Origin of the sequence: Peristeroidobacter agariperforans (assembly GCF_004138335.1) — a bacterium.
GTDB lineage: Bacteria > Pseudomonadota > Gammaproteobacteria > Steroidobacterales > Steroidobacteraceae > Steroidobacter > Steroidobacter agariperforans.
Map to the genome: position 1 here is coordinate 2,630,694 of NZ_RYFW01000001.1, position 11,232 is coordinate 2,641,925.

General features: G+C 63.1%; 15 protein-coding genes. 9 read left to right on the forward strand and 6 right to left on the reverse strand.

The annotated features are described in order from the left end of the window. Positions 1 to 46: 46 nt before the first annotated feature. Genes EK373_RS11445 through purM form a run of 3 tightly spaced genes read right to left on the reverse strand, consistent with a single transcriptional unit; the run spans position 47 to position 2,505 of the window. Positions 47 to 766, reverse strand: coding sequence for a DUF3108 domain-containing protein (locus EK373_RS11445; RefSeq protein WP_129642780.1), 720 nt, complete (start codon positions 764 to 766; stop codon positions 47 to 49). 11 nt (positions 767 to 777) lie between these two features. After that, the gene (purN, locus tag EK373_RS11450; RefSeq protein ID WP_129642781.1) at positions 778 to 1,455 is read right to left on the reverse strand and encodes a phosphoribosylglycinamide formyltransferase; all 678 of its coding nucleotides are present in this window, start codon (positions 1,453 to 1,455) and stop codon (positions 778 to 780) included. 9 nt (positions 1,456 to 1,464) lie between these two features. Then, complete coding sequence (gene purM, locus EK373_RS11455) at positions 1,465 to 2,505, reverse strand: phosphoribosylformylglycinamidine cyclo-ligase (protein ID WP_407676178.1); 1,041 nt, start codon at positions 2,503 to 2,505, stop codon at positions 1,465 to 1,467. A gap of 109 nt (positions 2,506 to 2,614) precedes the next feature. On the opposite strand from purM, the gene EK373_RS11460 reads away from it, so the two are divergent. The 3 genes from EK373_RS11460 to hda are packed head-to-tail and all read left to right on the forward strand — an operon-like array spanning position 2,615 to position 4,889. Further along, positions 2,615 to 3,580, forward strand: a complete 966-nt coding sequence (locus EK373_RS11460; protein WP_129642783.1) for a DUF2066 domain-containing protein — start codon at positions 2,615 to 2,617, stop codon at positions 3,578 to 3,580. Positions 3,581 to 3,609: 29 nt separating this feature from the next. Next, positions 3,610 to 4,173 (forward strand): CDP-alcohol phosphatidyltransferase family protein, encoded by a 564-nt coding sequence (locus tag EK373_RS11465; RefSeq protein WP_129642784.1) that lies wholly within the window; start codon positions 3,610 to 3,612, stop codon positions 4,171 to 4,173. Then, entirely contained in the window at positions 4,170 to 4,889 is a 720-nt protein-coding gene (hda, locus tag EK373_RS11470) for a DnaA regulatory inactivator Hda (RefSeq protein WP_157994326.1), read from the forward strand. Before EK373_RS11465 ends, hda begins: the two co-directional genes overlap by 4 nt. On the opposite strand, the gene EK373_RS11475 is transcribed toward hda, so the two are convergent. Both EK373_RS11475 and wrbA read right to left on the reverse strand, forming a co-directional pair. Then, positions 4,886 to 5,239 (reverse strand): DUF2069 domain-containing protein, encoded by a 354-nt coding sequence (locus tag EK373_RS11475; protein ID WP_129642786.1) that lies wholly within the window; start codon positions 5,237 to 5,239, stop codon positions 4,886 to 4,888. The genes hda and EK373_RS11475 overlap by 4 nt on opposite strands. Before the next feature lie 9 nt (positions 5,240 to 5,248). Further along, positions 5,249 to 5,845: an NAD(P)H:quinone oxidoreductase gene (gene wrbA / locus EK373_RS11480; protein ID WP_129642787.1), complete on the reverse strand. Its 597-nt coding sequence runs from the start codon at positions 5,843 to 5,845 to the stop codon at positions 5,249 to 5,251. 233 nt (positions 5,846 to 6,078) lie between these two features. Between wrbA and EK373_RS11485 the strand changes: the two genes are divergently transcribed. Together EK373_RS11485 and EK373_RS11490 are read left to right on the forward strand one after the other, a co-directional pair. Continuing rightward, positions 6,079 to 6,306 (forward strand): DUF4398 domain-containing protein, encoded by a 228-nt coding sequence (locus EK373_RS11485; protein ID WP_157994327.1) that lies wholly within the window; start codon positions 6,079 to 6,081, stop codon positions 6,304 to 6,306. A 23-nt stretch (positions 6,307 to 6,329) separates the two neighbouring features. Next, complete coding sequence (locus EK373_RS11490) at positions 6,330 to 6,617, forward strand: acylphosphatase (RefSeq protein ID WP_129642789.1); 288 nt, start codon at positions 6,330 to 6,332, stop codon at positions 6,615 to 6,617. Positions 6,618 to 6,652: 35 nt separating this feature from the next. Here the strand turns inward: EK373_RS11490 and EK373_RS11495 are convergent, their stop codons facing one another. Then, positions 6,653 to 7,222, reverse strand: a complete 570-nt coding sequence (locus tag EK373_RS11495) for a transglycosylase SLT domain-containing protein (RefSeq protein WP_232831073.1) — start codon at positions 7,220 to 7,222, stop codon at positions 6,653 to 6,655. Positions 7,223 to 7,422: 200 nt separating this feature from the next. Between EK373_RS11495 and pssA the strand changes: the two genes are divergently transcribed. The 4 genes from pssA (at position 7,423) to EK373_RS11515 (ending at position 11,224) form a co-directional block, all read left to right on the forward strand. Then, positions 7,423 to 8,217 carry a CDP-diacylglycerol--serine O-phosphatidyltransferase gene (gene pssA, locus EK373_RS11500; protein ID WP_129642790.1) on the forward strand — a complete coding sequence of 265 codons (795 nt, stop codon included), beginning with the start codon at positions 7,423 to 7,425 and terminating at the stop codon, positions 8,215 to 8,217. Between the two features lie 72 nt (positions 8,218 to 8,289). Then, positions 8,290 to 9,048: a uracil-DNA glycosylase gene (locus EK373_RS11505; RefSeq protein WP_129642791.1), complete on the forward strand. Its 759-nt coding sequence runs from the start codon at positions 8,290 to 8,292 to the stop codon at positions 9,046 to 9,048. Then, complete coding sequence (rimI, locus tag EK373_RS11510; protein WP_198683222.1) at positions 9,045 to 9,530, forward strand: ribosomal protein S18-alanine N-acetyltransferase; 486 nt, start codon at positions 9,045 to 9,047, stop codon at positions 9,528 to 9,530. Before EK373_RS11505 ends, rimI begins: the two co-directional genes overlap by 4 nt. A gap of 80 nt (positions 9,531 to 9,610) precedes the next feature. Continuing rightward, positions 9,611 to 11,224, forward strand: a complete 1,614-nt coding sequence (locus tag EK373_RS11515; protein WP_129642792.1) for a peptide chain release factor 3 — start codon at positions 9,611 to 9,613, stop codon at positions 11,222 to 11,224. Positions 11,225 to 11,232 lie beyond the last annotated feature (8 nt).

The following is an 11,232-nucleotide window of genomic DNA, read 5'->3' on the forward strand; positions in this document are numbered from 1 at the left end:
ACCACACCTGATGGGTACGTAGTCGAAACTCGTGCCCGGCGCAGCCCTATTGCACCGACTGCAGCACCATCACCGTCTCGACCTTGCCTTTGCGGATCTGCTCCGCGCGGGCGGCGAGATATTCCATTTTGGGCACGAGCCAGAAGCGGGACTGGCGGTTCGAGCCTTCGCGGGTGCTTTCGTAGACGACGGCGTCGAGCTTGCCGAGGGCGGTGTCGATCGACGTTGTTTCTTTCTTTACGTAGCTGTAGCGCTTGATGCGGTTGTCGTCGATCAGCGGAATGAGGCCGGGCTCCTGGCCGCGCAGCAGCGATGTCACAACGTGGATTTGAATGGACAACCGATCCTGCAGGCCGGGCTCCAGCGGCAGCTCGATCTTCTCGCCTTCGATCTCGCCGGTCGCGACTTTGCGGTCCCAGTCGAACTTGAGGTGGCCGTCCCTATCGGTGCTCGACTTGCCATCCTCCAACGACCATTCGAGCGGGCGCACGCCGTCCGGGCCGATTTCCAGCACGCTGCGTTCGACGGCGGCGCTGCTGATCACAAAGCGCGCGAGCATCGAAGGGGCGGCCGTTGTTTCATACGTGTAACGGCCAGTCGCATCGTCCCGGGTCAGCTTGAACGTCAGCTGTCCGGCGCGCATGCCGCGATAAGTGACTTCGTAGGTGGCGGTGACGGGTTTGGGAAGAATGGCGTCGGACCTCGCCGCAGTGGCGAACAGCAGTGTCGCGAATAGAAACGTCGTCAACCGAGCCAGTCGCCGCATTCGGTACCTCGTCAGTCGCTCGCGGTCTGGATCACCGGAGCGTCGAGCGGTCGGCCATCGAGCCAGACCCGCTGCTCGCGCAACTGCAGTCGGCGGCGGGCAAACCAGTCGATGGCCTGCGAATAGATCCTGTGTTCCTGCTGCTGAACTCGCGCTGAAAGGCTGCTTTCACTGTCGCCAGGCAGGACTTTAACCTGCGACTGAATAACGAGCGGCCCCCCGTCAAGTTCCTCCGTGACAAAGTGCACGCTGCAGCCGTGCAGGATGTCGCCGGCCTCGAGCGCACGTCGATGGGTGTGCAGGCCGCGATACAGAGGCAGCAGCGACGGATGAATATTGAGGGTGCGATCGGCGAAGGCGGCAATGAATCCGGGGCTCAAGATGCGCATGAAGCCCGCCAGCACGACCAGTTCGGGCTCGAAGCTTTGCACCAGCGCGGCAAGCGCCTGGTCATAACTCGCGCGATCCGCAAACTCCTTCGCCGACAGCGAACGAGTGGGAATATTCATTGCGGCGGCGATCGCGAGGCCGGCAGCGTCAGCCTTGTCGCTGATGACAGCGCGAACTTCGACGGGCAGCTCGCCATTCGCCGCCCGCTCCGCGATCGCGCGCATGTTACTGCCGCGACCCGAGATCAGAATGACGATGGGTAATTTCTTGAGCGGCTCGCCGCCGGCAACGAATGTCATTCCCTGGCGTCAGCTGCGAATGACGACACCGGCGTCGCCACGGCGCACTTCGCCGATGATGGCCGGCTTCTCACCGTGTTCGGTAAGCGAGCGCATCGCCTTGTCGGCGTGCTCGGCGGCCACGCACACCGTCATGCCGATGCCGCAGTTGAAGGTGCGATACATCTCGGCGGCCGGAATGCTGCCTGCCTTTTGCAACCAGTCGAACACCGCGGGCTGTTGCCATGTTTGCGCGCTGAGCATCACTTCCAACCCGTTCGGAATGACGCGAGGAATGTTTTCAGTGAGACCGCCGCCGGTGATGTGAGCAAAGCTGCGCACCGGCACGATCTTCGCCAGCTCGAGCAGCGGCTTCACATAGATACGCGTCGGCGCGAGCAGCGCGTCGTACAGCAGGCCGCCGTCGATCTTGGTCGTCGGCGTGGCCTTGCTGGTCTTGATCAGCTTGCGGATCAGCGAATAGCCGTTCGAGTGCGGGCCGGAGGAGGGCAGGCCGATGATCACATCGCCGGGGCGCGTATTGCGGCCATCGATGATGGCGTCCTTCTCGACGATGCCCACGCAGAAGCCCGCCAGGTCGTAGTCGCCATCCGCGTACATGCCGGGCATTTCTGCCGTCTCGCCGCCGATCAGCGCCGCGCCTGCCTGAATGCAGCCCTCGACGATGCCCTTGATCACGGTCTCCGCGACTTCGACGCTCAGCTTGCCGGTGGCGTAGTAGTCGAGGAAGAACAGCGGCTCGGCGCCTTGTACGACAACGTCGTTGGCGCACATCGCGACCAGATCGATGCCGATGGTGGCGTGACGGCCGGTCTCGATAGCCAGGCGCAGCTTGGTGCCGACGCCGTCCGTGCCCGACACCAGTACCGGCTTCTTGTAGCGGTCCAGCGGGATCTCGAACAGCGCGCCGAAACCGCCCAGGCCGCCCAGCACCTCGGGCCGCATCGAGCGTTTGACCGCGGGCTTGATGCGCTCGACGAGTTCATCGCCGGCTTCGATATCGACGCCAGCGTCTTTGTAGGTGATCGGCTCGGGAGGTTGCATGGCCAAAATTGGTCGATGGGGGGTGTGTTATTTTACACGTCGTTGCTCGATGAGGGGACCTGCCCCTGATTTGATTTATTGGGCAATGAGTTTTTAAAGGGATGGGCTCTGACTGATGAGTAGGACAAAGGCGTTGATCCGCGGGTTGTCGTTGTGCATGGCGTGGGCGCTGGTGGCGGGCGCGATGCCCGTGGGCGCCGTGACGCTCGGGAACCTGTACGAAACCGACCAGCCCGTGCTGAACAACGCGCGTGACGCCGCTTTCGTCGATGCGCTGAAGACAGTGGTGGTGCGTGTCAGCGGTCAGCGCGACGCTCCGGCCCGCCTGGGCGGGGCGCTGAACGATCCCCGTAAATATGTTCAACGCTTCGGCTTCACCGTCGACAATGTTCTGCAGGTGGGCTTCGACAGCGTCTCGGTGGACCGGCTGCTGCAGGAGTCGGGCCTGCCGATCTGGGGGCGCGAGCGTCCCGCGACGCTGGTGCTGTTGAATGTGATCGACCCCAGCGGTTACAGCTACTGGATCAGCGGCGACCAGCCAAATGCGCAAAAGGACATCCTGGAAAAGGTTGCCCGCGAGCGCGGCTTGCCATTGAAGTGGCCGGCCGTCGCGCCGCAGGGCATAGATGAGGCGTCCGCCCTTCAGGAAGCTGAGCGCTATGGCGCGAACGCGGCGTTGCTCGGTCGTGCGCAGGGCGGTGCGGTGCGCTGGACGCTGGTGTCGAGCGAAGGTTCGTCACAGGCCAGCGGCGGCATGGACGAGGGCGTTCATCTGGCGGCCGACACCTTCGCGCGCGTATTTGCCGCGTCGGCTTCTTCGCTGGGCAATGTGGTCGTCGAAGTGTCCGGCATCGGCGATCTCGACGCCTACGCGAGCACGCTGAATTATCTGGAAGGCATGACGTTGGTGCGTGCCGTGGCGTTGGAGCAGGTGTCCGGCGACACCATGCGCTTCAAGCTGGCCGTGCGCGGCGACGCGGCGACGCTGCGTCGTGCGATTGCACTCGACAGCCGGTTGGTATCGCAAGACGATGGCGCCGCGCCGATGGGCGAGCGGCTGTCGTTCCGGTACCGCCCCTGAGCCACTCCTAAAAATAACAGGCGGCGGCCATGCGGCACATTCCAAATGCCCTGTGCATTTTGCGCATGCTGCTGGTCGTGCCCATCGCCTGGTTGCTGAACGCCGGCGAATACAAGCTCACGCTCTGGGTGTTCGCGTTTGCCGGCTTCACCGACGGGCTCGACGGCTTTCTCGCCAAGCGCTGTGGCTGGATGTCGGAGCTGGGCAAGGTGCTCGATCCGCTCGCCGACAAGATCCTGCTGGTGAGCGTGTTCATCATCCTTGCGGTGCTCGACATCGTGCCGGTGTGGCTTGCGGCGACCGCGGTGTTGCGCGATGTCACCATCACTGCGGGCGCGATTGGTTACAACGCGCTGTATGGTTATCCGCACGGCAATCCGACCGTCATCAGCAAGATCAACACGCTGTGCCAGATCGCCTATCTGCTGCTGGCCGTGGCGGCGAGAGCGGGCGAATGGTGCCCCGAGGTGGCGTTGACGATTCTGGGCGCGCTGGTGTTTGTGACGACCGTGGTGAGCGGCATCGATTACGTCGTCGTGTGGTCGCGCAAGGCGGTCGATGCGAGCCGCCAGCAACGCGGGCTCACGGGATGATTCGATCGCCGCAGTTATCGCTGGGCATCCGCTTGCCGGACAGCTCGGTGTTCGAAAGTTATTACGCCGGCCGCAATCAGCCGGTCGTCGATGCGCTGCTGTCGTTGCAGGGAGGCGAGCGGCCGCAGGCGCCGACGTGCACCTGGATTCACGGCGCGACGGGCACGGGCAAGACTCATCTATTACAGGCCGTCTGCGCCCGCGCAACCCGCGATGGACGCACGGCTGCCTACCTGCCGCTGACTGAAGTGATCCAGCTGGGCGAAGGATTGCTGGCCGGTTTCGGTGAGCTCGCCATCGTTTGTCTCGATGATGCGCAAGTGTTGGCCGACCGCGAGCCCTGGGAGCGGGCGTTGTTTCGTCTGCACGTCGAGCTGGACGAGCGCGGCGGCAAGCTGCTCGTCGCCGGCAATGCGCCGCCGGCCGCGCTCCCGTTCAAGCTGCGCGACCTCGGCTCCCGACTGAATGGCGGACTGGTGTTGACGCTGCAGCCCCTGGAGGATTCGGAGCAGATCGCGGCGTTGCGCTTGCGGGCACAACTGCGCGGACTGGAATTGCCCGACGACACGGCGCAGTTCATGTTGCGACGGTTGCCGCGTGACATGACACATCTCTATGCAGTGCTCGATGAGCTCGATGCGGCGTCACTGGTGGCGCAACGTCGGCTGACCGTGCGCTTCGTGAAAGAAGTACTGGAGCGGCGCTTCGCTCCTTAAGCTTCTCCGCGCGTCACTCGCAGATACGCGATCAGCAAAACAAACAACAGGAAAGCGACCATCAGGCACAGGGCCGCCCAGACCCGCCCGGCGGGATTGGCGACGGCTTCGGTGGTCGCCACGATCAGGAACGGTGTGACCGCCAGCGACAGCCACGCGTAGGTGCGTCGATGGCCTGCGAACACGCGAGGCAACGCGATCAACAAAGGCAATGTCAGTGCAGCGATGAGCACGGCATCGCCGATCGAAAAGCCGGTCCGCACCCGCCAGGTCACCAGCCCTGCAATCAAAATGCCGATGGTCGAGACGACTGCGATTCGGACTCGCGCGATCATGTCTGAGTTCATCATGAGATTCTCTCAACGCTCGGAGGACAACCGGACGGCGAGCTCGGCGACTCGCTTGCCCAGCAGTGAAGCCAGCAAACGTTCGTCGTCGGTGAGCTTGCCGGGGCTGAGGCCGGCGACGTGGCTGGCGCCGTATGGCGAGCCGCCGGAGCGAGTGTGGGTGAGCGCCGGTTCGGTGTAAGGCAGGCCGACGATATACATACCGTGATGGATCAACGGCATCATCATGCTGACCAGCGTTGTTTCCTGGCCGCCGTGCATGGTCTGCGTGGAAGTAAACACACCGGCCGGTTTGTCGGCGAGCGCGCCACTGGCCCACAACGCACTGGTGCCGTCCAGAAAGTACTTCATGGGTGCGGCCATGTTGCCGAAGCGCGTCGGGCTGCCCAACACCAAACCGTCACATTGACGCAGGTCGTCGTGCGTGGCGAATGGCGGGCCTTCGCTCGGCACTGCCGGCTGCGGTTGCTCGATCACCGCGGTGACCTGCGGAACCGTGCGCAATTTAGCCTTTGCGCCGGGCACGGACTCGATGCCCCGACACACTTGCCGGGCCAGCTCGGCCGTCATGCCTTTGCGTGAATAAAACAAAACAAGGATTTCAGCCATGCGCGCGGATGCTCCGGAAAATCATCGCTGCGCGCGTCATGTGGGTGGAATGCAACGCGAAGCTCGCAGTCGAGGCGTGTGCATTGTATTCAGGCGCTCCTTGACGGTGTAGATTGCGATTGCTACGGTCGATTGAAAAAATCGCCATGGTAAGTCAGTCATCCCTTCGTAGTCTGGTGTTACTCGTGCTCTGCGCGGGCATGACCGCGTGCGCGGGCGCTCCGGTGCAGGAAATGAGCAACGCCCGCCAGGCCATCAAGGCCGCGCGTGAAGCCGCCGGTCCATCGACGAGCGCGCCTGCTTCCCTGATCGAGGCCGAGACCTTGTTGAATCGCGCTGAAAGCAACCTGCAGAAGCGCGCTTACAAACAAGCCCGCCGGGATGCGATCGCCGCCCGCGGCAAGGCCGCCGAGGCACTCAGCTCCACCCGCACAGCCGACGACCGCAACGGCGCCAGCTGATTCATTGGCGTTACCATCCCGCGATGTCGACTCTGATCGCACGTCGTTGTTTTGTTTCCGGCCGGGTTCAGGGAGTGTTCTACCGCGCCTCGGCCCGGCAGAAGGCCACCGAGCTGGGCTGCTCCGGCTTTGCCCGCAATTTGCCTGACGGCCGGGTGGAAGTGCTGGCGGTCGGCGAGCCCCAGGCAGTGCAGGGACTGCTCGATTGGTTGTGGCGAGGATCGCCTGCCTCGGACGTACGGCAGGTGGACGTTCAGGAACTGGCGCTCGAGGAACTCGAAGACCTGCCGGTCGGCTTCGGCCAACGCTGAATTCAGCCCAGCGCCCAACCCCAACAGCTATTCCTTCAGTGGTACTGCCAGCGATTGGCCAGTCGCACCAGCACCAGGTCGGCGTAGTTACGACGCCCGACGCTGCCGTTATAGCGAGCCAGCGCCTTGGTGTAATCGCCCTTTTCCCGGTCCAGGTAGAACTTGAGGATCGTGCACCCCATGCGCACGTTTTGCGGCGTGCGGACCAACTCCGCGTTGGTCATGCCCAGCTGATTGGGCCAGAACGGCATCACCTGCATCAGGCCGACGGCGCCGGCCGAGGACACGGCCCAGCGATCGAACCGGCTTTCCACGTCGATCACCGCCATCACCAGGCCGGGCGGTAGTTGCAGGCGTCGAGCCTCGCAAAACACGTGGTGCAGGATTTCGCCACGCTCTTTCTGGTCCTTGACCAGCTTGAGCAGCTTCGGCTCCATGGCCGCGAGCCACACCTTCTTCTCGAACTCGTCTTCGAAGCAGGGGGCTTCCTTCAGGGTCTTTGCCAGGAATTTGCCGAGCGCAGGGTCCTGTTGCCGATCGGCCCAGGCGGGCAGGGCAAGCAGGGTCAGTAGCAGTGTAAGGAGAAAGCTGCGCGGTGCAGTCACTCTTCGACCGTGTATGTTGTGCGCGTTGCGGGCCGCACAATATCATGCGCGGAAACAGCGATAGATCGAGCACGTCACACCGTCCATCCTGCGCACCGATCGCGGGGGGGCGGAACCTGGCTCGCGTCAACACATTCATTCTGCATTGCCGTTCCAAGGATCGGCAAACAGACCCCCGCCTGAACAGGACGCCGGAAACCATGAGCGCCGAATACCACAGCAGCGACGTTGAGCAGCCGGCCGAGACCCGGCGGCCGAGTCGTGGCGTGTATTGGCTGCCGAACCTGTTCACCACCGGCACGCTGTTCGGCGGCTTCTACGCCATCGTCGCCGCCATCGACGGTAACTTTTCGAACGCGGGCATCGCCATCTTCGTGGCCATGATCGCCGATGGCCTGGACGGCCGCGTCGCGCGCTGGACCAACACCCAAAGCGACTTCGGCAAGGAGTACGACAGTCTTTGCGACATGGTCGCCTTCGGTCTCGCCCCGGCCATCGTCGTGTACCAGTGGGGCATCGAGCGCATCTACGATTACGGCAAGTTTTGGGGCCGGTTCGGCTGGCTCGCCTGCTTCTTCTTTGCAGTCGCCGCGGCCTTGCGCCTGGCTCGCTTCAATGCCCGCGCCGCGACGGCGGACAAGCGCTACTTCGAGGGGTTGCCGAGCCCCTCGGCGGCGGCCGCGGTCGCCAGCTTCATCTGGCTGGTCAGCGAATTCCCAGTCACCGGGCTGCCGGCGCTGGCGCTGGCCTTCGCGATCACCATTTGCATCGGCGCCTTGATGGTCAGCAAGTTCTCCTACTGGAGCGGCAAAGAGCTCAACATGCGGGGCCGTATCCCGTGGGTGTACGCCGCGCTGATCCCATTGATTTATGTGCTGGTCTCGCTGGCGCCCGTCTCATTGTTCACCCTGTTCGGCCTGTATGCAGCGTCGGCCCCTTTGCACTGGGTGTGGCGCAAACTGACTCGCAAGAAGCGCCCGGCCGAAGTTGCGTAGCGATTGCTGATGGTCTACTCGGGCGGGTCTCGGTAAGCTCCACCCATAACCATCTACAGCGCATCGTCCCGCATGGATTCCCGCCGCCTGGCCTACCTCAAGGCACTCGATATCGACGTCTGGGAACGTCGAGACGGCAGCGCGCGCACGTCTGTTCTGCCGGCGGAAACGCTGGCTCCCGTGCAGGTCCGGACCGTTCAGGCGCCGCCGGTCGTCGCACTCAAGTCCGCTCTGCCCGAGGATGACACCGGCATTTCCAAGCTGGGTTGGGAAGAGCTTGCAACCGCGGTGCGCTCGTGCACGAAGTGCCCATTGCACGCCACGCGTACCAATGGTGTCTTCGGAGTCGGTAACCGCACCGCCCGCTGGATGATCATCGGCGAAGCGCCTGGCGCGGACGAAGACCGCCAGGGCGAACCGTTCGTGGGGCGCGCCGGTCAGTTGCTCAACTCCATGCTCAAGGCGATTGGGCTCGCGAGGGAACAGGTGTTCATTGCGAACATTTTGAAATCGCGACCGCCCAACAACCGCGACCCCAAACCCGAAGAAGTGCGCGCCTGCATTCCTTACCTGTATCGGCAGATCGAGCTGGTCAACCCAGGGTTGATCCTGTGCGTCGGGCGCATTGCCGCCCAGACCCTGCTCGATGTGGACACGCCGATCGGCAAGCTGCGCGGCGTCGTGCATAGTATTGCAACCAACCGGCCGATGGTGGTCACCTACCATCCGGCTTATCTGTTACGCAGTCCGGTGGAGAAGCGCAAATCATGGGCCGATCTGTTATTGGCCATGCGTACCTTCGAGACGTTGCAAAGTGGGGCAACGACGTGAGCGCCGAGCTCGACCGTAGCGCGCTGTCACATGCGGTTCGCTTCCGGCCGATGACGCTCGTCGATGTTCCTGCGGTCGTGACCGTCGAGCGGGCCTCGTACCTGTTTCCCTGGAGCGAAGGCGTCTTTCACGATTGCGTGCGCGTCGGCTATTTGTGCCGCGTCGTCGAGTTCGATGGGCAGGTCGCCGGCTACGGCATCATGTCGTATGGCGCCGGTGAAGCCCACATCCTCAACATCTGCATTCGCAACGATCTGCGCGGCGTCGGCATCGGCCGGCGCTTGATGGACTTCCTGCTGAGCCGGGCCAAGGAAGCCGAGATGCAGGACGTGTTCCTGGAAGTGCGCCCGTCGAACCCCGTTGCCATCAAGCTCTACGAGTCGCTGGGGTTCGTCAAAGTGGGCATCCGCAAGGCCTATTACCAGGCGGCCGGCGGCCGCGAAGACGCGCTGGTCTACAAACGCGTGCTCGCCAATCCCTGACCGCCACGAGGGCGTGCGCCCAGGGACTTGTGGGCTATCATGCGCAACTTTGTCAGCATCGCTTGCGCCTGATTCCACCCATGTCAGAAGATTTAGCTAACAGTCTAAGTGCCCGGGAGATAAGCAAAAGAAGGACTTTTGCCATCATCAGCCACCCGGACGCCGGCAAGACCACGCTGACCGAGAAGCTGCTGTTGTTCGGCGGCGCAATCCAGCTGGCCGGCACGGTGAAGGGCCGCAAGGCGGCCCGGCACGCGACCTCGGACTGGATGGCCCTGGAACAGCAGCGCGGCATCTCGGTCACCTCCTCGGTGATGCAGTTTCCCTACGACGGCCGCATGGTGAACCTGCTGGATACGCCCGGCCACGAAGACTTCTCCGAAGACACCTATCGCACGCTGACGGCGGTGGACTCGGCGTTGATGGTGATCGACTGCGCCAAGGGCGTCGAAGAGCGCACCATCAAGCTGATGGAAGTCACGCGCCTGCGCGACACGCCCATCATGACGTTCATCAACAAGCTCGACCGCGAAGGCCGTGAGCCCATGGAGCTGTTGGATGAAATCGAGAAGGTGCTGAAGATCTCCTGCGCGCCCATTACCTGGCCGATCGGCATGGGCCGCGACCTGCAGGGCATCTATCACCTGATCGAAGATCGCATTTATATCTATCAGGCGGGCGAAAAGGGCCGCGCCGGCACGCACGCGACCATCGATAAGCTCGACAGCGACGAGGCCACCGAATTTCTCGGCGCGCGTGCCCAGTCGTTCCGTGATGAAGTGGAGCTGGTGCGCGGCGCAGCGCCCGAGTTCGATCTCGAGCAATATCTGGCGGCCAAGCAGACTCCGGTGTTCTTCGGTTCTGCCATCAGCAACTTTGGCGTGACCGAGCTGCTGGCGTCATTCGTGCGGCATGCGCCAGGTCCGAAACAACGCGAGACGACCGGACGGGTCGTCAAGCCGCTGGAAGAGAAGCTCACCGGCTTCGTGTTCAAGATCCAGGCGAACATGGATCCGGGGCATCGCGACCGGATCGCCTTCATGCGCATCTGCTCCGGCAAGTTCACCAAGGGCATGCGGTTGTTCCATGTGCGGCTTCGCAAGGAAATGCGCATCAACGACGCGCTCACCTTCCTCGCAGCCGATCGTCAGCACACCGACGAAGCGTTCGCCGGCGACATTCTCGGTTTGCACAATCACGGCACGATCAACATCGGCGATACCTTTACCGAGGGCGAGTCTTTGATGTTCACGGGCATCCCGAACTTCGCGCCGGAAATGTTCCGTCGCGTGGTGTTGCGCGATCCGCTGCGCATGAAGGCGCTGCAGAAGGGCCTGGATCAGTTGTGCGAAGAAGGCGCCACGCAGGTGTTCCGTCCGCTGCGTAACAACGATTTGATTCTCGGCGCCGTCGGCCAGCTGCAATTCGATGTGGTCACGTTCCGTCTTCAGGACGAATATTCCGTGCAGTCGTCGTTCGACAACGTCAACGTCTACACCGCGCGCTGGGTGTACGGCAAGGATGCGAAGAAGCTCGAGGAGTTCCGCACCAAGGCTTACGAGAACCTGGCGCTGGATCATTCGGGCGCGCTGGTCTATCTCGCGCCGACACGGGTCAACCTGCAACTGACGCTGGAGCGCTGGCCGGATCTCGACTTCCGCGAGACGCGCGAGCATCTGGCGGCGGCTGCGTGACGAATCAG